Origin of the sequence: Myxococcus sp. CA040A, from assembly GCF_013336725.1 — a bacterium.
Lineage (GTDB): Bacteria > Myxococcota > Myxococcia > Myxococcales > Myxococcaceae > Myxococcus > Myxococcus llanfairpwllgwyngyllgogerychwyrndrobwllllantysiliogogogochensis.
This window is the reverse complement of record NZ_JABUMR010000004.1, coordinates 195,121-216,905: the sequence shown is the minus strand read 5'-3', so window position 1 is coordinate 216,905 and position 21,785 is coordinate 195,121. Positions and strand designations below refer to the sequence as shown.

General features: G+C 68.4%; 17 protein-coding genes and 1 other RNA gene. 4 read left to right on the top strand and 14 right to left on the bottom strand.

The annotated features are described in order from the left end of the window. Positions 1–103: 103 nt before the first annotated feature. From HUA75_RS18010 to ssrS, 5 genes are all read right to left on the bottom strand, one after another. Positions 104–1,273 carry an EndoU domain-containing protein gene (locus HUA75_RS18010; RefSeq protein WP_174487116.1) on the bottom strand — a complete coding sequence of 390 codons (1,170 nt, stop codon included), beginning with the start codon at positions 1,271–1,273 and terminating at the stop codon, positions 104–106. Between the two features lie 97 nt (positions 1,274–1,370). Further along, on the bottom strand, positions 1,371–2,633 hold the full coding sequence (gene tyrS / locus HUA75_RS18005) for a tyrosine--tRNA ligase (protein WP_174487115.1): 1,263 nt from the start codon (positions 2,631–2,633) through the stop codon (positions 1,371–1,373). Between the two features lie 57 nt (positions 2,634–2,690). Beyond that, a complete protein-coding gene (locus HUA75_RS18000) occupies positions 2,691–3,482 on the bottom strand; it encodes a TIGR00282 family metallophosphoesterase (protein ID WP_141647041.1) in 792 nt (263 codons plus the stop codon). Beyond that, positions 3,479–4,105, bottom strand: a complete 627-nt coding sequence (locus HUA75_RS17995; protein ID WP_141647040.1) for a 5-formyltetrahydrofolate cyclo-ligase — start codon at positions 4,103–4,105, stop codon at positions 3,479–3,481. Before HUA75_RS17995 ends, HUA75_RS18000 begins: the two co-directional genes overlap by 4 nt. A gap of 19 nt (positions 4,106–4,124) precedes the next feature. Then, a non-coding RNA gene (gene ssrS / locus HUA75_RS17990) (6S RNA) lies at positions 4,125–4,319 on the bottom strand. Between the two features lie 196 nt (positions 4,320–4,515). Here ssrS and HUA75_RS47935 point away from each other — a divergent pair. The 3 genes from HUA75_RS47935 (at position 4,516) to HUA75_RS17975 (ending at position 6,763) form a co-directional block, all read left to right on the top strand. Beyond that, on the top strand, positions 4,516–5,484 hold the full coding sequence (locus HUA75_RS47935; protein WP_174487114.1) for a tetratricopeptide repeat protein: 969 nt from the start codon (positions 4,516–4,518) through the stop codon (positions 5,482–5,484). Continuing rightward, positions 5,481–6,470, top strand: a complete 990-nt coding sequence (locus tag HUA75_RS17980; protein WP_174476428.1) for a serine/threonine-protein kinase — start codon at positions 5,481–5,483, stop codon at positions 6,468–6,470. The genes HUA75_RS47935 and HUA75_RS17980 overlap by 4 nt, the downstream gene beginning before the upstream one ends. Before the next feature lie 107 nt (positions 6,471–6,577). Then, on the top strand, positions 6,578–6,763 hold the full coding sequence (locus tag HUA75_RS17975; protein ID WP_141647037.1) for a hypothetical protein: 186 nt from the start codon (positions 6,578–6,580) through the stop codon (positions 6,761–6,763). On the opposite strand, the gene HUA75_RS17970 is transcribed toward HUA75_RS17975, so the two are convergent. The 8 genes from HUA75_RS17970 to HUA75_RS17935 all read right to left on the bottom strand — a co-directional run bounded on the left by HUA75_RS17970 (position 6,740) and on the right by HUA75_RS17935 (position 16,901). Continuing rightward, positions 6,740–8,344, bottom strand: a complete 1,605-nt coding sequence (locus HUA75_RS17970) for a right-handed parallel beta-helix repeat-containing protein (RefSeq protein WP_174487113.1) — start codon at positions 8,342–8,344, stop codon at positions 6,740–6,742. The genes HUA75_RS17975 and HUA75_RS17970 overlap by 24 nt on opposite strands. A 207-nt stretch (positions 8,345–8,551) precedes the next feature. Next, positions 8,552–9,697, bottom strand: a complete 1,146-nt coding sequence (locus HUA75_RS17965; protein ID WP_174487112.1) for a cysteine desulfurase family protein — start codon at positions 9,695–9,697, stop codon at positions 8,552–8,554. After that, positions 9,694–10,815, bottom strand: coding sequence for a bifunctional oligoribonuclease/PAP phosphatase NrnA (locus HUA75_RS17960; protein WP_141647034.1), 1,122 nt, complete (start codon positions 10,813–10,815; stop codon positions 9,694–9,696). The genes HUA75_RS17965 and HUA75_RS17960 overlap by 4 nt, the downstream gene beginning before the upstream one ends. A gap of 176 nt (positions 10,816–10,991) precedes the next feature. Next, positions 10,992–11,834, bottom strand: coding sequence for a Fic family protein (locus tag HUA75_RS17955; RefSeq protein ID WP_141647033.1), 843 nt, complete (start codon positions 11,832–11,834; stop codon positions 10,992–10,994). A 117-nt stretch (positions 11,835–11,951) separates the two neighbouring features. Beyond that, entirely contained in the window at positions 11,952–13,289 is a 1,338-nt protein-coding gene (locus HUA75_RS17950) for an AAA family ATPase (RefSeq protein ID WP_141647032.1), read from the bottom strand. A 117-nt stretch (positions 13,290–13,406) separates the two neighbouring features. Beyond that, positions 13,407–14,354 (bottom strand): branched-chain amino acid transaminase, encoded by a 948-nt coding sequence (locus tag HUA75_RS17945; protein ID WP_141647031.1) that lies wholly within the window; start codon positions 14,352–14,354, stop codon positions 13,407–13,409. A 95-nt stretch (positions 14,355–14,449) separates the two neighbouring features. Beyond that, positions 14,450–15,865, bottom strand: coding sequence for a patatin-like phospholipase family protein (locus tag HUA75_RS17940; protein WP_371746134.1), 1,416 nt, complete (start codon positions 15,863–15,865; stop codon positions 14,450–14,452). Positions 15,866–15,962: 97 nt separating this feature from the next. Next, positions 15,963–16,901 (bottom strand): MoxR family ATPase, encoded by a 939-nt coding sequence (locus HUA75_RS17935; RefSeq protein ID WP_141647029.1) that lies wholly within the window; start codon positions 16,899–16,901, stop codon positions 15,963–15,965. A gap of 222 nt (positions 16,902–17,123) precedes the next feature. Between HUA75_RS17935 and HUA75_RS17930 the strand changes: the two genes are divergently transcribed. Then, positions 17,124–17,318: a hypothetical protein gene (locus HUA75_RS17930; protein ID WP_246137619.1), complete on the top strand. Its 195-nt coding sequence runs from the start codon at positions 17,124–17,126 to the stop codon at positions 17,316–17,318. Between the two features lie 169 nt (positions 17,319–17,487). On the opposite strand, the gene HUA75_RS17925 is transcribed toward HUA75_RS17930, so the two are convergent. Then, positions 17,488–21,720 carry a response regulator gene (locus HUA75_RS17925; RefSeq protein WP_174487110.1) on the bottom strand — a complete coding sequence of 1,411 codons (4,233 nt, stop codon included), beginning with the start codon at positions 21,718–21,720 and terminating at the stop codon, positions 17,488–17,490. Positions 21,721–21,785: the final 65 nt, after the last annotated feature.

Below are 21,785 nucleotides of genomic sequence, written 5' to 3'. Positions count from 1 at the left end.
TACAGGCCTCGCGAGTCCGTCTCGCCGCAGGCGTCATGCGTGGACCTCTCGGGGCTCGCCTTCGCGCCAAGACAGGCGCATTCGCCGCCGAGGAGGGCCGCGCTCACTCCCCGCAGGTGGCGGCGTCGTCGGTGGGGTAGAGCGTGGCGATGCCGTAGGTGCCGTTGCGCGTGCCGCACCAGATCTGCCAGCGCGTGTCGCCCAGGTCCTTCGCGCCGTAGATGCCGCCTTCCTTCTTCGCGCCGTCGCGGGCGCAGCACCGCGCGAAGGCCCGCGTGCCAATCGACAGGATGCCCACCGCGTCCGGGGCCTCGGAGAAGCCGCCCATCCGTTTCTCCCCACAGGACCAGGGCGCGACGCCCTGGTAGCGGATGAGGTACTTGTCCTTGTTCTTGGCCACGCCCCCGCGCGCCGGGCCGCCGTAGCAGAGCTTTCCCTCGGACTCGAGCTGTGCGTAGCGCGGCAGGAAGTGCAGTCCGCCGATGGGGCCCCTATCCCAGTCGTCTCCGCAGAACACGTGTGTGAAGGCGTTGCGCGGACCCGTGCTCACCCACAGGCTGGTCAGCCAGTCGATGTTCGGCTGACGCGTGCCTGGGCGTCCCGCCGCGGACAGGGCCTGCTGGATGCGCGGGTCGTCGTAGTAGCGGGTGACGAAGCGCCGCACGTCGTTCGCGCTCACGCTCACATCCGGGCGCGCGGGGCACAGCGCCAGCACTTCCTTGTCCATCGCGGACAGCGTGGGGCGCTTGTCGAAGAGCGGCTTGCGGGAGCACGTCGTCGCACAGCCCGTGGCGGCCTTCCAAGTCACCGCCACCGTCGGGGGGGGGGCGCTCGCGGCCGGGGCGGCTCCTTCGTAGCGCGGGGCCGCGCCACTGGGTGCCGAGACGACGACGGCCCCGGCTTGCTCCTCGTCCGACTCATCCGAGCGGGCCGCGAACATCTGCTGCCGAGCCTGGGCGCGCTGGGCTGAGTCCGCACGGTCAGCGGCCGCCAGCACCGCGGCGCTCGGAGCCGCTTGCACCGCGGACTCCTGGGCGCCTTCGCACAGCACCCAGCCCTCGGTGGAGACACCCCGCAGCTTGCACCAGGCCCGCCCGGGTCCGCCCTTCTTGAGCAGGGGGTACGTCGTCCCTGCCTCCACGGTGAAGACGACCTTGGATGACTCCGGCTGCTCCACCGCGTCCACGGAGACGTCGGACACGAACGCGCCGGGGCCCGCCAGGGCGGGGAGGGCGGTCAGCAGCAGGCCGAGGCTCAGGGCGGGAAAACGCATGGCGCGTGACTCTATCCCAATCCCACCCCGCCCCTCGACATGGGGGCGGGTGGGGTGGCTCCTCGGGCACCTGGGACGTCGGGGTGCCCCAGGGAATTCACGCCAGCTTGACGCGTGCCGCCTTCAGCTTGCCGACCTGCACCGTGTACTCGCCAGGCCCCAGCTCCGCCTTGGCGTCCATCACCTTCTCGCCGTTCACCCGCACGCCACCCTGGGAAATCATCTTGCGTCCCTCGGTCGAGGAGGCCACCAGCTTCGCTTCGACCAGGATCTTCGTCACGGGCATCGTCGCCGCGCCGGCCAGGGAGAGCTCCACCTGCGGCAGGTCCTCCGCCGTCAGCTCCTTCTTCGCGAAGCGCTTCTCGAAGTCCTCCTCCGCCTTGCGCCCCGCCTCGGCGCCGTGGAAGCGCGCCGTCATCTCCCGCGCGAAGCCCAGCTTGGCGACCTTCGGATGCACCTCGCCGCTGGCGACCTTGGCCTGCAACTCGCCCAGTTCCTTGAGCGTCAGCGCCGACAGGAGCTGGTAGTAGCGCCACATGAGGTCGTCGGTGATGCTCATCAGCTTGCCGAACATGGTGTCCGCCGGCTCGCTGACGCCCACGTAGTTGTCCAGGCTCTTGGACATCTTGTCGCCGACGATCTTCCCCTCGACGAGCTTCGCGCTGAGGCCCTCCAGGATGGGGCCCGTCATGATGACCTGCGGCGCCAGGTTCTCCTCGCGCATGAGCTGCCGGCCCACCAGGAGGTTGAAGAGCTGGTCCGTCGCGCCCATCTCCACGTCCGACTTCAGCGCCACGGAGTCGAACCCCTGCAAGAGCGGGTAGAGCATCTCGTGGATGGCGATGGAGACGTTCTCCCGGAAGCGCTTCTTGAAGTCGTCCCGCTCCAGCATGCGCTGCAGCGAGTAGCGCGACGCCAGGCGAATCATCCCCTCGGTGCCGAGCTGGTCCAACCACTCGGAGTTGAAGCGCACCGTCGTCTTGGCCGCGTCCAGCACCTTGAAGACCTGCTGCTTGTACGTCTCCGCGTTGGCCTTCACCTCGTCGCGGGTGAGCGCGGGGCGCGTGGCGTTGCGGCCCGTGGGGTCTCCAATCAGCGCGGTGAAGTCACCGATGAGGAACACCACCGTGTGCCCGAAGTCCTGGAAGCGGCGCATGCGCGTGAGCAGCAGCGAGTGCCCCAGGTGCAGGTCCGGCCGGCTCGGGTCGAACCCCGCCTTGATGACCAGGGGCTTGCCCGAGTCATACGCGTACTTGAGCTTCTTCTTCAGGTCCTCGGGCGAGTGGAGATCCACCGTGCCTCGGGTGACTTCTTCGAACTGCTCCTCGGGGGTCGCCTTGCGCAGCGCGTCCGGATTCATGGGCGGCGGACCTTAGCCGAAAGTGGCGCCGCGCGAGCGGCCCTTCCACCGCGACTTTCAGGTGCCCGGAAGGTGGACTCGGACACGCTCGATGCTCTTGCCGCGTCCGGAGGCATCGTCGATGTCCACCACCACACCCTGGAGATAGACGAGCCGCTCGGCCACTTCATAGGGCGCGTTCTTCTGCCCCAGGAAGCGCGCCAGGGACTGCTCCTTCTTCATCCCGATGACCGAATCCAGTGGGCCACACATGCCCACGTCGGTGATGAAGGCCGTGCCGCCGGGGAGGATGCGCTCATCCGCCGTCTGCACATGGGTATGCGTCCCCACCACGACGGACACGCGCCCATCCAGGTGCGCCCCCATGGCGTTCTTCTCGCTGGAGGCCTCGCAGTGCATGTCCACGAGGATGCACGGCGTGCGCGCGCGCAGTTCCTCCACCAACCCCTGCACCACCTCGAAGGGGTTGTCGTGCGCGCGCATGAAGACGCGGCCCTCCAGGTTGATGACGCCCAGCGCGCGCCCGTCCTTGAGCGTCACCACGCCGTGCCCTCGTCCTGGAGTGTCCTTGGGGTAGTTCGCCGGCCGCAGCAGCTTGTCCGGATGGGCCGTCACCCAGGGGATGATGGCCTTCTTGGACCAGAAGTGATTGCCGCTGGTCAGCAGGTCAACGCCAGCGGCGAGCAGGGTGTCGGCCGTCTCCGGAGAGATGCCGGCACCCTGATCGCTGTTCTCCGCGTTGGCAATCGTCACGTCCACGCCATGGGTGGCCTTCAGACGTGGCAGGAGCGCTCGGACGGCTTGAAGCCCCGGACGACCCACCACGTCTCCCATGAAGAGGACCTTCACGTATCCAGGAATTCCGGCTCGCGGAACAGGCCGCGGCAGGTCTCGGATTCCGTCACCACGAGGTCCATGTCCACGTCGTCCCCTGTCGTAGGCAGGATTTCGACGAGCTGATCACTGAAGGCCAGTCCCACCCGCCGACTGCGAGCACTGGCCGCGCGCAGGGTGGCGTCGTAGTAGCCGCCTCCGCGTCCCAGTCGCTTGCCGTCCCGCGTGAAGCCCAGACCCGGAACAACGAACAGGTCGATCTGGTCCACCGCGATCAGGTCCGAGGAGTTCGTCGGCTCCCGGACGCCCAGCCGGCCCGGTTCCAACTCCGCCTCCGACTTGATGGCCCGGAACGAGAGAATCCGCCCGTGCACATGGGACAGCGGGTAGCAGACGATCTTCTCGTCCTGCAACGCCGCGATGAGAATGTCCCGTGTCGGCACCTCGCCCCGGATGGGGGCGTACAACGCCACAGTCCTCGCTTTATGATAGTACTGCGTCGCCAGGAATCGAGACTGCACCTTGAGACCCCGCGTATCGATGAGGTCGGGCGTCATCGCCTTTCGGCGCGCCGTCAACTCATCCCGCAGCGTCTGCTTCCTCGCCGCCGCCGCCTCTTCCACCACCGTCTCGCTCACCGCCGCCGCTCCGCAGAAAAAGTCCCCCGCCGCATGGCCGTGTGCCCAGCGTCCATTGAACCCTAAAAGCCAGGTGGGGACCGAAATCATGCCTCCGCAGGCTTCCCTCATCCCTCGTGAGAGGGGAGGGCTTGCACATGGAAGCCGAAACGGACCCCGGAACGGACGTATCGGTTCGAATTTCTGCTGGGCATCACGCGCCCCGCAGGGGACAGCCCTTGAAACAAAGCTACAGTGCCACCAAGGCCTCGAAATAACTGAGAAATCTCGCGACCACCTTTTGAAATGATAAGGATGGGAAGCGGCGGGGTCAAGGCATCCTCGCGCGTTTACAAGCCAGCCACGGCCCCCCTATGATGGGAGCCCCCCACACCCCGCACATGCCGCCCTCGCTTCTAAACAAGGGACTCGTGACGGCTCTTTCCGTCACCTCCGGCCTCGCCTGGGCGGGCCCGAAGCTCGCAGGCCCCTATATGGGGGATACCTACGGGCAGGTGGACCTGCACATGGTGGGCGAGCGCCTGGTCGGCACGTCCGCCGGGTCCGGGGGCGGCTGCAAGTTCCCCGCGGGCACGGAGGTCCTCACCGGTGAGTTCCAGGGCAACGTCCTGGTCGCCACGGTGCAGGTGTGCCTGTCCGGGGTACCCGAGTGCGTGGGTGCCCGGAGCTTCCCGGTGCTGGCCGTCTACAACCCCCAGTCGTCGGTCATCACCGCGCGTTTCCGGCTGCCCGAGGGGTGCCACTCTCCGGGGCTGAAGGACTCGCAGCTGCTGCTGCGTGGGCTGGGCGGCGCGCCGGTGGAGGAGGGCGAGGAGGAGGGCGCCGCTTCTGGAGCGCAGGGGAGCGCGCCGGATGCCGCCACCGACGAGCCCGAGGAGGCCGTCGCCGCGGCGCCGAAGAGCCCCGAGGCGAAGGTCGCCGAGGCCCGCCCCCCCGTGGTGGCGACAAGTCCCGTGAGCATGGGCCTGCAGTTGCTCGCGGTGGGCAAGTGGGAGGTCGCCCGCTCGCGCTTCGAGGCAGCGCTCCTGGAGGATGCTCGCAACCTGGACGCGCTCGTGGGCATGGCCGGCTGCCATCTGGGGACGGGCAACTCCTCCAAGGCGCTGGAGTCGCTGAACCGGATCTCCTCGGTGCCCGCCGGGCGGCCGGATGTCTACGCGTGGCAGGCGTACGCGCACGACATGGCCGGCAACAAGAGCCGCGTTCCGTATCTGCTGCGCCGGGCGCTGGACCTGGGCTGGAAGCCCGAGGAGCCCAAGCCCTGGGAGGCCGCGCTGGTGAGGGCGCTGGCCGGTGACATCGAGCAGGCCAGGCAGGCGAAGAATCGAAAGCGCGCGCCGGGCCGCGAGTCGGCGGGAGCCGGAAGCACCAGCCCGTGAGTCAGACGCCCTCGCCCCCCAGGACCCAGCGGGTCTTCGGCCACTACGAGATTCTCTCCGTGCTGGGCAAGGGCGGCATGGCGGAGGTGTATCGCGCGCGGGTGTTGTCCGGCCCGCGTGAGGGCTGGACGGTGGCCCTCAAGCGGCTCTTGCCGGCGCTGACGGCGGATCCGGAGTCGGTGTCGCTGTTCTCGCGCGAGGCGCAGCTGTCCAAGCAACTGCACCACCCGAACATCGTCACGGTGCTGGATGCCGGCGAACTGGAGGGCATCTACTTCATCGTCATGGAGCTGGTGGATGGCCGGGACCTCGGTCAGATCCTCCGCCGCTGCAAGGTGCGCGGCATCCCCCTGCCGTTGGACTTCGCGGTGTACCTGGGCAAGGTGCTGCTGGAGGCGCTCGCGTACGCGCACGGCGCCACCGGGCCGCAGGGCGAGCCGCTGGGCATCGTCCACTGCGACGTGTCCCCATCCAACCTCTTCATCTCCCGCGTGGGCGAAATCAAGCTGGGCGACTTCGGCGTCTCCCGCGTGCTCGTCGACGGCAAGCTCCAGGAGGGCGAGGTCCTGGGCAAGCCCTACTACCTGTCCCCGGAGTCGCTGCTCGGCGAGGTGAGCCCGGAGGCGGACCTGTGGGCGGCGACGGTGGTGTTGTACGAGCTGCTGACGCTGGAGCGTCCCTTCACCGGCACCACGCCGGACGAGGTGTTCCACGCCATCCGCTCGCGGAGCTACCGGCCGCTGCGGGAGCTGCGCCCGGACGTGCCGGAGGCGCTCGAGGACGTGGTGCGGCGCGCCTTCTCCGAGCGTCCCGAGGACCGCTTCCCCTCGGCCGAGTCCTTCGCCCAGGCGCTCGCGCCGCACTACGACGAGCGGGTGGGCACGCCGCTGGCCATCGCCGCCGTGGTGCGTGGCCTGTTCGGCGCCAGTGACGACGCAGCCGCGAGCACGCCGGTGCCCCCTTCCGGCACGTCGCGCGCGGAGTAGGGGAGCAGGCGCGCGCTCGCGCCGAGGCTCGCGGCCCCAGTCCCCTCTGGCCGAGGGGATGGAGATGCTTCCTTCCGAGCGTGCATGTCCGCACCCCGAGGATCGCCATGGCCACCCAGCCCCAGCCTCCGAAGCCCCAGCCCGAAGAGCCCGCCCCCGAGCGCAAGACACGCGAGGACCTTCCCCAGCGGCTTCCGCCCAAGCCCGATGAGCCGCGCGAGGACGGGATGCCAGGCTACGGCCAACCGGACGAAGACGTGCGTGAGAAGTCACTCCCCGAGCAGAACTGGTAGGGCGGTGGGGATGAACATGGGGAGCGGGAGGTCATCGGGGTCTCCCGGTGTGACTCGCACGGAGTGCTGTTCGAGTCCGTAGGGTGTGAGCCTGCCGTGCCAGGCCGCGAAGTCACCTTCGGACAGGAGTCCAAAGGCGCTGAAGATGCCGCTCGCTCCCTCGTAGCGGTTGCGGTCCAACCGCAGGCCGGGGCGGGATGTGTCGCGGCCCAGCTTCACGAAGCTGCGCATGTCCCTCAGGGTGTTGTCGAAGACGGTCAGGTCCGAGACGACGAAGGGCTCGTCCGCGGCCAGTCGCAGGCCCGAGTCCGCCGTGCGTTCGATGAGGTTGCCGAGCACACGCACTCCCTGCGCCCTCACGACGCGGATGCCCTGGCCGTTGTGCCGGTTCGCGAAGTTGTAGATGTCCGTCACCCTGTTGCCCTGCACCAGCACGTTGACGGGGTTGTCCACCGGGGACGTCCCGCCAATGGAGATGCCGCGGCCCGCCTGGAAGACGAGGTTGCCGACAATCTGGATGTTCGTCGCGTCCTCGTGGATCAACACCGCCTCGGCGGCGGAGGTCTTCTCCTGCCACGGGTAGCGCTCCAGGTTGGGGAAGCGGAAGAGGACGTTCTCGTAGATGGCGATGTCGTCACACGCCTTGACGTCGATGCCATTCTCGCCGCAGTCGTACATCTGGTTTCGCTCGATGAAGACGGTGGACGGCCTCGCCTCACTGGGCTGGCACTGCACGCCGTCGCCCGACGCATCGTGGATGGTGTTCTCCAGGATGAAGACCTCGCGCGAGGAGCCCTTCACCGCTACGCCGTGGGAGTCGAAGCCCGTCCTGGAGAAGTCGTGGATGGCGTTGCCGTCGACGAGCACGCGAGTCGCATCGCTGACGACGACCCCTCCGCCAGCCCGGCCGCCATGGAGCACGGAGTCGGTCAGCTGCGAGCAGGTGGTGCTGTCCTCGAAGAGCGCGGCGAACGAGGGGCGTTCGAGCACGTCCACCTCCACGGACTGGACGATCCAATAGGGCTGGCTCAGCACCAGCAGGCTGCCCACGTCGGTCGTTGAAGGGACGATGCGAGGTCGGCGCGACGGCTCCCCCCTCAGGACGATGGGCGACGTGACCGTTCCGGCGCGCGCCTTCAGTGGATTGATGGCGACCTGCTCGGGATACGTCCCTTCGCGAACCTGGATGACGTCGCCCGGCTGCGCCACCTTCACCGCCGCCATGATGGTGGGGAAGGGATTGTCCGAGGAGCCCAGCGGAGCCTCTGCATCCCGGGGCCCCGTGTTCGCGACGTACAGCGTGGGGCCCTGCGCGTCGGCCGCCGAGGGGCACTGGCTCCGGAACAACTCCTTCGCGTTGAGCGGTGTCATCTGCTCTTCCCACAGCGCCGGGTCGTCGCCAGTGGCGCTCGTGTCACCCCGAAGCGCGGTGACTCGAGTCGCACCCGTCTCCGTTCCAGGGCGCTGTGTGTCACCGGCCCCCAGCTCCGCCGAGCCAGGGCCACATGCGAGCGCGAGCCCATACACGAGCACCGCGAACCGATTCCTCAGAAACCCCAGCCCCTTCGAACCCTGACCCATGTGCAGCCCCCCTGATTTGTCGGCAGTGGGGATGATGCTTTCCACCGGAGTCGCCTTCATCAAGCGCCCATGCCCCCAAGGGGGACGCGGCATTCACAGGAGGATGCTCGTGGTTCTGCGGGGATGGATATGCGTCAAGTGCGCCTGACGTACGTGGCGGCGTGCAAGGACGAGGGGCCACGCGCGTGCGTCGGGCGCGAAGAGGACCTATCCCGCGAGGGCGCGAACCAGGGGCACGTGACGACGGAGTGCGTCGACGACTCGGCGCACATCGTCCTCGCGGGTGTCGGGCCCCAGGCTGAAGCGGAGGCTTCCGCGTGCCTGGACCGCTGACAGTCCCATTGCCCGGAGCACGTGCGAGGGCGTCAACGTCCCGGACGCACAGGCCGCGCCCATCGACACGCAGATGCCATCCAGGTCGAGCGCGATGAGCAGCGCCTCGCCCTCCACGCCGTCGAAGCGCAGGTTGCTCGTGTTGGGCACGCGGGCGACACCCGCGCCGTTCACCGTCACGCCCGCCACCGACTCCAGCACCGCGCGCTCGAAGTCGTCGCGCAGCGCGCCGAGCCGTGCCGCCAGCGTCGCCTGCTCACCCGCAGCGAGCTCCAGCGCGAGCGCCAGGGCCTCCGCATACGGGATGTTCTGCGTCCCTCCGCGACGGCCCCCTTCCTGGTGTCCGGGGGTGAGGGCGCGCACGTCCACGCCCTTGCGCACCACCAGCACGCCCACGCCCGAGGGCCCGCCGAACTTGTGCGCCGACAGCGACAGCAGATCCGCGTCCACCTCGCGCAGCGACAGCGGGAGCTTGCCCGCCGCCTGCACCGCGTCCGTGTGGAAGAGCACGCCCTGCTTGCGGCACGCGCGCGCGACTTCCGCCACGGGCTGCACCACGCCCGTCTCGTTGTTGGCCCACATCAGCGAGCACAGCGCGGTGTCCGGCGTCAGCGCCGCGAGCAGGTCCTCCTCGCGCACGCGCCCATCCGGGCCTGGGGCGACTCGCACCACCTGCGCGCCTTCCCGCTCGAGCTGCGCCACCGCGCCCAGCAGGGCGGGGTGCTCCACCGCCGACGTCACCAGCCGACGTCGCTCCGGCGAGGGACGCGCATGCCACGCGCCCACCAGGGCCAGGGCATCCGCCTCGCTGCCCGAGGCCGTGAAGCAGACTTCCTTCGGCTCGCAGCCCAGCACGCGCGCCACCCGGGCTCTCGCGGCGTCCAGCCTGGCGCGAGCCTCGCGGCCGGCGGCGTGCACGCTGGAGGCATTGCCATGGCCACCGTGAACGAGGGCGTGCGCGAGCCCCGTCGCGACTTCCGGCCGGACAGGCGCGGCGGCGTTGTAGTCCCAGTAGATCACGAGTCCTGCGCGGAGAGCAGCGACACGGGACGCTCGTCCGAGACGCCGAAGGCTTCCAGGAAGCGACTCACCAGCTCACGCTTGAGCGCCTTGCGCTGCGCCGCCTTGCCCGACAGCGGCAGCCGCGCGCCGGCCATGCTGCCGTGGCCGCCGGAGGAGCCGCCGTAGTCCTCGAAGATTTCGCGGATGAGCCGGCCCGCGTTCATCCGCCGGTCCTTCACGCGCAGGCTGAAGTAGAGCTGGTTGCGGTACGTGCCGAAGGCCAGCGACCACTTCGTGCCCTCGAGGAACATCAGCCGCTCGGCGACCTCCGCCACCATGTCCGGGGAGTAGACCTCCTCCAGGTCGGTGACGATGGCGGTGCCGTAGACCTTCGCCCGCTCGAAAGCCGTGTGGTACAGCTGGAAGTAGCGCGCCGGCAGCTCGGGGTGTTCGATCTGCGCGAGCATCGACTTGTCCATGCGCGGGAACAGCCACAGGTAGCTGTCGATGTCCGTCTGCGTCGTCTCGCGGCCCAGGTCCCTCGTGTCCGCCTTGATGCCGTAGAACAGCGCGGTGGCCACTTCGACGGAGGGCTCCACGCGCGCGGCGCGTAGGTACTCCACCAGCATGGTGGACGTCGCGCCGAAGTCCCCGCCCACGTCCGCGAAGGGCGACGCCAGGCTCTCCTCGCGCAGCGGGTGATGGTCCACCACGAGGTGGGCCTCCAGCCGCACGGGCAGCGAGTGGTTGCCCACCTTGGGCTGCGTGTCCACCAACCCGAAGAGGTCGTACTCGTCGAAGTCGATCTGCGACACGTGGGAGATGGGCAGCCGCAGCACCTTCACGAAGGCGATGTTCTCCGCCCGGCCGATGATGCCCCCGTAGCCCACGTGGGCCTCCACGTCCGCTCGGCGCTCCAGCAGGTGGGCGAGCGCCACCGCGGCGGCCAGCGAGTCCGGGTCCGGGTTGTCGTGCGTGAGGATGAGCGCCTTGCGGTGCCCCTTGGCCACCTGAAGCAGCCGGTCCAGCTTGTCCCGGGCCGATAGCAGGGCCAGTCGCGGTGGCGGAGGCTCCGTCAGCTCGCCCCCGATGGCTCCCTGGGCACGGCGGCTGTTGAAGGACTGGGTCACGGGCATGGATGGTCTTCTTTACTTCCTCCGGCCTCGGGTTTCGAGATGCCGGATGTTGTCTCCTCGACATTGAGGGCGCGGTGTCACCCGCACATCAATGGTGCAAACGCCCCCTCCGACGTTCACGGAGGGGCGGAAGGCCGTGTGCCCGGACGCCTTCCTGCCCCCTTGAGGAGGTCCAACTAGTTGTTGATGGCCTTGTACTTGCGCCCGAGGTCCCTGAAGTACTTCACCCCGTTGTCGAGCGAGTTCTCCATGGCGTCCATCAGCACCGTGCGGAACTGCGCCACCGGGCCCCGGAAGCACTCGTAATAGCGCTGCCGGTCAATGGAGTGGATGACGGCGGGCATGTAGCCATTGCGCAGCAGGATGAGGTTGCTGCACATGCGCCCCACCTTCCCGCTGTGCTCGGTGAAGGGGAAGATCTGCAGGAAGCTGTGCTGCACCGTGGCGGCCTGTTTGATGGGATGGAACTCGCGGAACTCGGCGCTGGCCGTGTAGTCCACGAGCTTCTCCAGCGCCGGTTGGATCTTCGCGGGCTGGTGGATGTCGTGGAAGTACGTGCGGTGCAGCGGCATGTCCTTGCGCAGCCCCGAGCGCTCGCGCTCCTTGGCGAGCTCCTTCTCCGTGCGCTCCCGTCGCTCCATGCGCGCGCGCTCGGCCAATGCCTCCGGGGTGTTCCCGAGGAAGAGGTCGTGCATCCGCTTGATGGTGGTGAGGGTGATTTGCGCCTGCTTCTTGGCGCCCGCGGCTTCCTCGCGAATGAAGTCGCAGACGGCCTTGTGATTGCGAATCTCGAGCACCACCGGAATCATGGAGGCCTCGGCGCTCGCGCGACTGGGGAACAGCGCGGCCTTCAGTTCCTGGTGGGTGTAGACCACGCCTTCCAGTGCGGCGTCGTGGTAGATCCACGACATCTCGAACTGTTCGAGGAAGTCACGCGCTGGCTGCTTGTCCTTGTAGATGTCGAGGTACTCGCGCAGCGCCTCGTTCTTCTCGTCGATGTCCTGGTAGCGTTCCTTCACGGACTGCGGCTCCTTCTTGCGTCGTATCCCCGCGGGGCGGAGACCGAAGCGTGCGGCCGAGCGATACAACGGCATGCGGATTCTAGAAATTCCGCACGGTTGTAACAACGAAATCCACTAGAGATTGACGAGGAAGACCTCGCACGCCTGGTCGAGCAGGTCCTTGGACAGGGCCGGCGGTATCTGCCGGTACCGGGCCGCGTCCTTGATGAGCCCCACCAAATCGCGGGGATGGCACGCGCGAAGCTGCATCGTCCTGGGCTTGTAATAGTGCTCGACGAGGTACGTGACGGCCTGGTCCACATAGGGAATTCCCGCCGCCTCGCACACCCGGCGGAAGATCTCCCGATAGGACTCCTCGTCGGGATTGGTGACCTCGATTTTGTACTTGATGCGGCGCAGGAACGCCTCGTCCACCAACTCCTTGGGGTCCAAATTCGTGGAAAAGACGAGAAGCTGATCAAACGGGATTTCGAACTTCTTGCCGGTATGGAGGGTGAGGAAGTCCACCCGCTTTTCCAGGGGAACGATCCACCGGTTGAGAAGGTCTGTGGGGTGGACCTTCTGGCGGCCAAAGTCGTCGATGAGGAGCATGCCGCCGTTGGCCTTCACCTGGAACGGGGCTTCGTAGAAGCGGGTGCTCTCCGAGTAGATGAGGTCCAGGGTCTCCAGCGTGAGTTCGCCACCGACGACGACGGCGGGCCGGCGGCAGAGCATCCACCGGTTGTCCATCTCGAAGCTCTGACGGCGGCCGGACGCATCGCCGCCCATCTCCAGCGAGACGGGCGTGTGGATGAGGTGGTCATGCACCTGGATGATCTGATTGCCGATCTCCAGGCAGTGCGGCACGTAGACCTCGCCGCCGAACATGTGGGAGACGGCCTCCGCGAGGCTCGTCTTGCCGTTGCCCGGGGGGCCGTAGAGGAAGAGCGAACGCCCGGAGTTCACCGCGGGGCCCAGCTTGTCCATCAGCTCGGCGGGGACGGTGAGGTGGCTGAGCGCCATCACCAGCTCCTCCTGGCTGACGACGGGCGTCTCCTCCGTCTGGCTGGTGATGAGCGCGTTGTACTGCTCAATAGGCACGGGGGCGGGGCCCACGTACGTCGTGCGGGTGAGCGCGTCGCGAGCGTACTCGCGGCCCTTCTCCGTGAGGATGAACTCCACGGACGCGCGGCCGAAGCCCTTGCCGCCGCGCAGGTCCACCAGCTTCTCCGTGGCGAGGAAGTCCACCACGTGCTCGATGACGCCCGACCACGGCAGGCGCATCTCGGCCGCGATGACCATGCCGGTGCCGGTGCCGGTGTAATAGAGGAACTTCAGCGCGATGTCCGCGAGCAGTCCCATCTTGAGCCCCGTCTCCTCCACCGACTTCGGCTCCGCGGGAGCGATGTCGAGGATGGAAGGGTTCTCGAGCTTGAACGGATTGTCGTCGTAGGCGTGTCCGGCGGGTGCCATCGGGCCCCTTTCTAGCCCAAACCCGCGTTGGGAGGGCAGAAGGGATGATTCCCGGGGTCTGGGGGCAGGGAGGCAGGCTCCCTACCCCGGACGGCGCCGGAGGCCTGGCGCCGGGGGTCAGACGTAGGTGAGCCACTCGGCGTAGCGCGGCTCCATGCCCCGGACCGTGCGGAAGTACATGTCCTGCACGAAGGTACCGATGGGGCCGGGCTTGCCGGTGCCGACGGTGCGGTCGTCCACCTCGCGCACGGGGGTGATTTCCGCGGCGGTGCCGGTGAAGAAGATCTCGTTGCAGATGTAGAGCGCGTCGCGGGTGAAGGTCACCTCATCCACGGTGCGACCGCTGTCGCGGAGAATCTTGAGGACGGTGTCGCGGGTGATGCCGTCGAGGATGGGCGAGGACAAGGGTGGGGTCTTGATGACGCCCTTCTTGTTCACCATGAAGATGTTCTCCCCGGACGCCTCGGCCACGAAGCCGCTGATGTCCAGGAGGATGGCCTCGTCGTAGCCCGCCAGCACCACCTCGCGCTTGGCGAGGATGGAGTTGACGTACTGGCCGGAAATCTTGCCGCGCACCATGTTCACGTTGACGTGCAGGCGCGTGAAGGAGCTGACCTTGGCGCGGATGCCCTCGCGGATGCCCTTGTCGCCCAGGTACGCGCCCCAATCCCACGCCGTCACGGCCACGCGGGTGGGGTTCACCGCGCCCAGGCCCATGGCGCCATCGCCCATGAAGGCCACCGGCCGCAGGTACGCGCCGTTGGCGAACAGGTCCTTCTGCTTGCGCAGCAGGTCCAGGCACGCCTCGACGAGCTCGTCCTCGGTGTACGGCATCTTCAACATGCAGATGTGCGCCGAGTCGAGCAGCCGCTGGATGTGCTCGCGCAGGCGGAACACCGCCAGCCGGCCATCATGCGTCTTGTACGCGCGGATGCCCTCGAAGACGCCGAGCCCGTAGTGCAGCGCATGCGTCATCACATGCACGTGGCCCTCGTCCCATTTCACCAATTTGCCGTCGAGCCATATCTGGTCGGCACGCAAAACACTGGTCGAGGTCGAGCTCATGCGGGGGTTCCTTCGGCCTGTAAGAAGTGGGACTGCCCGGCCCTTCTAGCCACTGGACCCTATGAGGTCAAAGTGTGAAAGCCGTTTCAGGGAAATCAGAGCACGTGTGGCAGTGGGGCCAGCATGCGTCGCAAGAAGGGCAGGTCCTCGGCGAGCGCCTTTCGGCCGTAGTGGAGCGCCTTGGACGCGAGTTCCACGGAGGGCACGACATCCAGCGGTGACAGCGTGCGGGAGAAGCGCTTGATGTGATGGGCGTAGGGCAGGTTGGGGGCCACCGTCATCGCGGCCAGGCGCTGGAGGGGGAGCCAGAAGGGCGTGGCGAGTCGGGGTGCGAAGCCGTCCAGCGCGAGGATGAGGGTGTTGCGCGTGCCGATGCGTCCTCGCGCGACGGCCTTCCACGCGGCCTTCGCGGGGAGGTTGTCCACGAGGCCCCCGTCGATGAGTCTCGCCACGCCGTGGTGCGCGAGCAGGTCATCGAGCAGCGAGTGCATGCGAGGGTCCTCGCGCAGCACGTCGTAGTGGATGACGCCGGGCAGCGCGGAGGAGAAGCCCGCGGCGTCGAGCGCGTCGAATTCACCGGTGGAGTCGTCCGAGCCCAGGTGCAGGCGCACGGTGATTTCGGGGCGGGTGAACAGCTCCGCCATGGCGCCCATGGCGGCCTGGATGCGGCGCGCCACGCCCGCGGGGTTGAGCAGGCCCAGGGGACTGGTGCCCATCAGGCGCTCGTAATACTCGAGCGGGCGGGGAAGCATGCCTCGGCGGATGCCGCCCACGGAGATGAGCGTGGGCACCGGCAGGTCCTTGAGGCGCAGGCCGCTGCCCTCGGGGCCCGCGCCGAAGAAACGTCCCAGGCCCGCGCGCAGGAACAGGCGCAGCGCCGCGGGCAGGCCGTAGCGGCTCTCCGTGGAGATGAAGCGGAAGAGCTTCCGGAAGGACAGCCCCCGGACGATGTTGATCATCTCCGTGGGGTCGAAGCGCGCCATGCGCGAGCGCATGATGGCGAGGATGGCGCCCATGGACGCGCCCGCGAGCAGCTTCGGCTCCAGGCCGTGCTCGGCCAGCAGGCTCATCACGCCCAGGTACACGAAGGCGGTGCCGCCTCCGCCCCCCGTCACCATCACCAGTTCCTTGTGACGCAGCTCGCGGTCCAACGCCTCCGGAGGGACACGCCCTCGCAGCCGGGCAACCGCGCCGTCACGCGCCTTCGCGGCGTGCTCGCGCAAGTCCCGCACGTGAGGCACCAGCCTGTCTCGCGTCGGAGGCCGGGGCCCACCGAGCACGGGCGTGAGCCGGCGCTCCACTTCCTCGCGGAACGGCGTGAGCAGGGCGCCCACGCCCACGTCCAGCCCCCCGTGTTGGACCTTGTAGAGCCGCGCGAGTGACAGCGCGGTGCGCAGCACGGCCTCCTCGCGCTCGTCGAGCAGGCCAGGCGTCGCCAGGGACGCGCGCACGAGGGAGAGCTCCAGCTCCTCGAGCGGCCGGGTGATCTGGAAGCGTTCCTTCAGGAGCACAAGTGAGCCAGGGCCTCGGTGGGCGCGAGCCCCGAGCATACACCGTCTGTCGGACACCCTCTCGCCGCCCCCGGGAGGGCGGGCGTCATGAAGGGCTTCACGCCTGGGCGATCTGCGGCAGGTTGGCGCGGGCCTTCTCGATGTCACCCTCGTACTTGAGGACGAGATTGAGCGTGGAGGCCACGACGTCCGAGGTGAGCTGCTCCGCGTTGAGCAGCACCAGGCTCTGCGCCCAGTCCAGCGTCTCGCTGATGGAGGGCGCCTTCTTCAAGTCCAGCGCGCGGATGGCGGCGACCGCTTCCACCACCTGCTCGGCCAGCATCTGCGGCACGTGGGGCAGCCGCGAGCGGACGATGCGCAGCTCCCGCTCCCGGTCCGGGAAGTCGATGTGCAGGTGCAGGCACCGGCGCTTGAGCGCGTCGGACAGCTCACGCGCGTTGTTGGACGTCAGCAGCACGCGGGGGATGTGCTTGGCGTGGAAGGTGCCCAGCTCGGGGATGGTGACGGCGTTGTCGGAGAGGACCTCCAGCAGGAAGGCCTCGAACTCCGGGTCCGCCTTGTCGATTTCATCCACCAGCAGCAGGGCGGGGCGCTCGGAGAGCTGGGCGCGGAGGATGGGGCGCGGCAGGAGGAAGCGCTCGGAGAAGAAGACGGCGTCGCTCGAGGCCAGCCGGTCCGCCGCCTCCGACAGCGTGGAGGTGCCCTGCACCATCTCCCCAATCTTGTCCTTGAGGAGCTGGGTGTAGAGCAGCTGCTTGGCGTACTCCCACTCATAGAGGGCCTTGGCCTCGTCCAGCCCCTCGTAGCACTGGAGGCGGATGAGCTCGCGGCCCAGCGCCGTGGCCATGGCCCGCGCCAGCTCCGTCTTGCCCACACCCGCGGGGCCTTCGACGAGGATGGGCTTGTCCATCCGGTCCGCCAGGAAGGCCGCCGTGGCGATCTCCGGGGAGGGCAGGTATCCCACCTGCTCCAGGTGTTTCTCCGCGTCCGCCACGCTGGTGAAGGTGCGGATCTCTGCCGTCGAAGGGGGGCTCACCCGGTGGAACTTAACCGACGCCCCCCAGGCGACTGCGGCAAAAATGCCAGGGTCCGTGGCCTCCATCCCCACCCTTCCTGCCCTGATGCCCTCCAACCCTGCGGAAAAACGTGGGGAAATTATTTGCGCACCGTGGGCACACGTCGTGCATCTCTATGGCGCAACTCACGAAGGAAAGCAGCGAGGTCCGTGGTCATGGTGTGGGCGTGGATGAGGATGGTGATGGCGCTGGCAATCATCCTGTTGCCGGGTGGTTTCCCCCTGCTGCTGTCGTACATCGCCGTGCGGACGCTGGTGAGCCGCTGGCGTGAGGCGCAGATGCAGGCGCACAGCGTCGGGCGTGAGGCTTCCCTCCGCGACGTCCTCGCCAGCCTGCACTTCAAGGAACTGGTGCGCGACGCGCGCGCCGCCCTCTGAGTTTTCCGCCTCGGTAGGGCATGGATGTCGCGGCCCGAAGGCTCGCGACACCGCCTGAGGCTCCCCGGCCCCCGTGCCGGTTTCCCGGCGGGTGCCGGAACTCCAGACAGCTCGAGGTAGGGATTTCCGGCGAGGGCCGCCACCGTGGCGGCGGCCCCCGGGCCGCGAGCTACTTGTCGAGCTCGTCCACCAGCGCCGTCCAGTCGTCATCCTCTTTCACTCCACCGACGGGGAGCTGCACGAGCATGGTGCGGTCGGTGGGCTCCGACTCCTCGCCACCCAGTGGAGTGGCCGCGGAGGCGGGGGCAGGGGCGGCCTTCTTCGCGGCGGCGGGCTTCGCGGCGGCCTTGGCGGCCTTCGCGGGAGCAGCCGCGGCGGGGATGATCTGATTGAGCTGCGTGCGCAGGGCGAGCTGTTCGTCGTCGTCCGAGGGAGCCGCGGCCTTTGCGGCCTTGCCCGCGACCGGGGCAGGGGTGGCGGGTGACTTGCTCTTGAAGCGGGCCAGTTCCAGCTCCGCGACCTTGAGCGCCTTGCTCTTCTCCTGCACGGACTGCTGCAGGCGCGTCACCTCTTGCGTCTTGATGGCTTCGCGGCGCTCCAGCTCGGCCTTCTGCTTGGCGCCCAGCTCCTCGATTTCGCGCAGCTGCCGCGCCTCCAGGTCCTTGCGCTCCTTCTGGGCGGTGGCCAGTCGGGCGGCGGCCTCGTTGGCCTTGCCCTCGGCGGCGGACACCTTCGCGACCAGGTCCTTCTCCGCGCGGGCCTTGGCGCCCTGGGCGTTCTCCAGCGCCAGCTCCAGGTCCTGCACCTTCTTGGTGCGGGTGGCGAGCTGACCCTGCATGTCCTTGGCCTTCGCGTCGGCGTCGGCGGCCTTCGCCTGGGCCTCCTGCGTGAGCTGCGCGACGCGCTGCTCGGCCTTGGCCAGTTTCGCCGCCAGCTCGTCGGAGGCTCGCTTGGCCTCGGCGCGCTCCTGCTGCGCCTGCTGGGCCTGCTGCTGGAGCCGGGCCTCGGACTGCTGGAGCTGACCGGAGACGCCGTCGCGCTCCTGTACCAGCTTCTGGTGCTGGGCACCCGCCGCGCGCAGCTGCTCCTCGCGCTCGCCGAGCGTCTTCTTCGCCAGCTCGAACTGGTTGTTGAGCCCGGCCATCTGCTGGCCGAGTCCGTCCGCGTGGCGCTTGGCGTCGGCGGCCTGCGTCTGGAGCTTGGTCTCCAGCGCCTTGAGCTGCTCGGTGCGGGTGGCGACCTCGCGGTTGAGCACCTCGGCCTGACGCATCTTCTCCTGCGTCACCTGGGTGAGCTTGCGCAGCGTGTCCGAGAGTTCCTTGCCCTTGGTGGCCAGGTCGTTCTGGAGCAGCTCCTCGCGGCGCTGGGACTCCTCGGTGAGCGCGTCCAGCCGCTCCTTGAGGTTGGCCCGCGTGTCCTCGACCTGCGCGAGATGGGACGACAGCTGGGTGACTTCCGCCACCCGAGCGCCCAGCTCGTGCTTGGTGATGGTGAGCTGTTCGCCCAGCTCCTCCACCTGGTTGCGCGCGTCGTTGAGCTCCGCCTCCAGCGCGGACTGGGCGCTGGCCGCCTGCTGACGACTGGTCGTGTGCGCCTGCTGCTCACGAGACAGCGCATCGCTCGTGGCGGCGAGCTGTCCCTGCACCTGCTCGAGCGACTGGCTGGTGGCCTCCAGCTCCGAGCGCAGTCCGTCGCGCTCGCTGGTGAGGTCCTCGATGTTCGCGCTCGTCTCGGCGGCGAGCTTCTCGTGCGCGGCCCGCTCCGCCTCGTAGTTGCCCAGCGTCTCCGCGAGCTCTCCGCGCAGATGGCCAATCTGGCCGGTGAGCAGTTGCTCCAGCGCGTCCTTGGCCTCGCCCAGGGCCTGCAGCTCGGCGATGCGCTGATCCCGCTCGCCGGTGGTCCTCGCCAGCGCGGCTTGCGTCGTCTGCAGCGCCCCGTGGGTCTCGTCCAGCTCGACCTTGAGGGCGTCGCGGTGCGCGGTGGTGGTGCCCAGCTCGTCGCGCGTCTCCTCCAGCGTGTTCTGCGTCTGGGTGAGCGCCTGGGTGGTGGCCTCCAGCTCGCCGCGAGTCTCCGCCAGCGAGCCTTCCGTCTGGGCCAGCGTGCCTTGCGTGTCCGCGAGCTGTTGCTCGGTGCGAGCCAGCGTGTCCTGGGTCTGCGCGAGCGTCTGGCTGGTGGCCTCCAGCTCGCCGCGCGTGGTGGACAGCGCCTCTTCCGTCTGGGCCAGCCGCGTCTGCGTCTCGCTCAGCGTCTGGCTGGTGGCTTCCAGCTCGCCGCGAGTCTCGGAGAGCGTCTGCTCCGTGCTTGCCAGGGTGTTCTGCGTGTCCGCGAGCTGCTGCTCGGTGCGAGCCAGCGTGTCCTGCGTCTGCGAGAGCGTCTGGCTGGTGGCCTCCAGGTCTCCCGTCAGCTCGGAGATGCGCTGATCCCTCGCCGCGACGTCACCCTGGAGCCCCTCGATGGTGGACTCGCGCTGGGCGACGGTGTCCTCCAGCGATGCGACGCGCGCCTGGAGCTGCTCGCCAAGGCGCTGCGATTCCTCGAGCTGCGAGGTGAGGGCCTGGATCTGCCCGGTGAGGTCGGCTTCCTGCTCGGCCTTCGCCGCGCGCACGTCCTCAAGCTGCCGGGTGAGGTCTTCCTCCAGCGCGTCCTTGGCGATCTGCAGCGCCTCGAGACGGCCGGTGAGGTCCTCTTCCAGCGCGTTCTTCGCGTCGGTGAGTGCCTGGAGTTCGCCAGACAGCTCGGCTTCGCGGTCGGCCAGGTGCGCCTTGACGGCCTCGACCTCGCCCTCCAGCTCGCCGATGCGCTCCAGCTGCTGCTGGATGCTGGAGTTGAGGTCCGCCTCGGTGCGCTCGTTGTGAGCGATGGTCTCCGCGAGCTCGCGGTCCAGGGAGGAGATCTTCGCGTCGCGATCCTCGACGCGCTGATTGAGCTCCGTCTCCTGGGCGTCCTTGTCCATCCGGAGCTGTTCGCGCTCGCTCGTGGTGCGCGCGAGATCGGACTCCAGATCCTCCACCTGCTGGCTGAGCCGCGCCTCGAGCGCGTCGCGCTCCGCGTTCAGCCGGATGATCTCCGCGTCGCCCCGGGCGCCGTGCTCCTCGGCGGAGGCAGCTCGGGTCTCCAGTCCGCGGACGGTGGTGTCGCGCTCCTGCTCCGTCTGCTGCAGCCGCTCCTGGAGGGCCTGAATCTCCCCGTCCAGCTCGGCGTAGCGTTGATCCCGCTCGCTGACGGTGCGGCCCAGCTCCGACTCGAAGTCGTCACCGCGCTTGCCCAGCTGGGCGATCTCCGCCTCGTTCGCGCGGACGATGTCATGGAGCTTCTGCTCCTTGACCTCGAACTCCAGCGTGACGACGTTGTGGAGCTTCTCCAGCTTGTCGTACTCGGCTCGGAGGTGCTCCAGGTCGGTGCCACGCCGCGCGACTTCGTCCTCGCGGTTGTGGACCTCCTTGCGCAGCAGGTTGATGTCCTTCTCCTTGGAGGCGACGACCTCGATGAGGTCCTTCTCCGAGGAGAACTTCTGGAGCAGCAGATCATCGACCGTGGCGCCGTGCTCGCGTTCCTTCTGGAGCATGGCCTGCTGCGCCTCGTTGAAGCGGCGCAACAGGTCGTCGACCTGCATCTTGAGGCCCTGCAGCTCCACGTCCTTCTCGTGGAGCCGGTCCTCGCCGGACAGGAGTTCGCGCTCGCGCACGCTCCAGATTTCGGAGAGGCGGGCGAGCTGGGCCTCGCGCGTCTTCAGCTCGTCGCGGAGGATCTGGATCTTCCCCTCCGGCGTGCCCATCAGCTCGCGGCGCGGAGGCGGGCGCTTGAGCTGGCGCGACTCGGCCAGCAGCTCCGCCTTGCGGTCGGCGATGGATTGGAACGCGCGGTCGAGGAACGCTCGGTCCTCTTCCGTCATCGCGCTGCGGCGCTCGCGCTTGGGAAGCTTGGGCGGACCGCCCGGACTGGTGCGGATGGCCGGCATCGGAGGCGGGGCCTCGCGAGGGCCGTTACCTGAGAGCGCCGCGTCAAGGGACGCGTCGGACTCATCCGTGCCCGGGGGGACGATGCCCGTGCTCAGCGACGCCAGCTCCCCCATTTCAAAGGGGATGACGAGGTAGCCGTCCGCGGCGCCCGGCGTCTGCCGGTGCTGCGTGAGACCTTCAACTCCCGTGTCGGAGGACAGGAGCAGGACCTTGAGATTCTGGCCCCACTTGCCCTTCTTGATCTGCCCGCACAGCGTGAACCCGGATTGATCCGGCAGCTCGGCTCGGAGGACGACGAGATCCGGCCGGCGCTTCTCCAGCTCGCGCTGCGCATCCGTGGCAGTCGCCGCCATGGCGGTCTGGTAACCCGCGCTCTTGAGCACGGTCGCCATGCTGAGGGCGAAGTCGTTTTGGCTTTCAACGATGAGGACGCGGCGCTCCATGAAGCCCTTTCACCCGTAAAAAGTGCAGTGAAAACCGCAACATCCTACTGGGCGGGCGCGAACCT

Coding starts and splice junctions, on each gene's coding strand:
- HUA75_RS17950 (WP_141647032.1), bottom strand. CDS start 13,289: ATGGCACCCGCCGGACACGCCTACGACGACAATCCGTTCAAGCTCGAG.
- HUA75_RS18010 (WP_174487116.1), bottom strand. CDS start 1,273: ATGCGTTTTCCCGCCCTGAGCCTCGGCCTGCTGCTGACCGCCCTCCCC.
- HUA75_RS17970 (WP_174487113.1), bottom strand. CDS start 8,344: ATGGGTCAGGGTTCGAAGGGGCTGGGGTTTCTGAGGAATCGGTTCGCG.
- HUA75_RS17945 (WP_141647031.1), bottom strand. CDS start 14,354: ATGAGCTCGACCTCGACCAGTGTTTTGCGTGCCGACCAGATATGGCTC.
- HUA75_RS17930 (WP_246137619.1), top strand. CDS start 17,124: ATGGCGCTGGCAATCATCCTGTTGCCGGGTGGTTTCCCCCTGCTGCTG.
- HUA75_RS17975 (WP_141647037.1), top strand. CDS start 6,578: ATGGCCACCCAGCCCCAGCCTCCGAAGCCCCAGCCCGAAGAGCCCGCC.
- HUA75_RS17960 (WP_141647034.1), bottom strand. CDS start 10,815: ATGCCCGTGACCCAGTCCTTCAACAGCCGCCGTGCCCAGGGAGCCATC.
- tyrS (WP_174487115.1), bottom strand. CDS start 2,633: ATGAATCCGGACGCGCTGCGCAAGGCGACCCCCGAGGAGCAGTTCGAA.
- HUA75_RS17925 (WP_174487110.1), bottom strand. CDS start 21,720: ATGGAGCGCCGCGTCCTCATCGTTGAAAGCCAAAACGACTTCGCCCTC.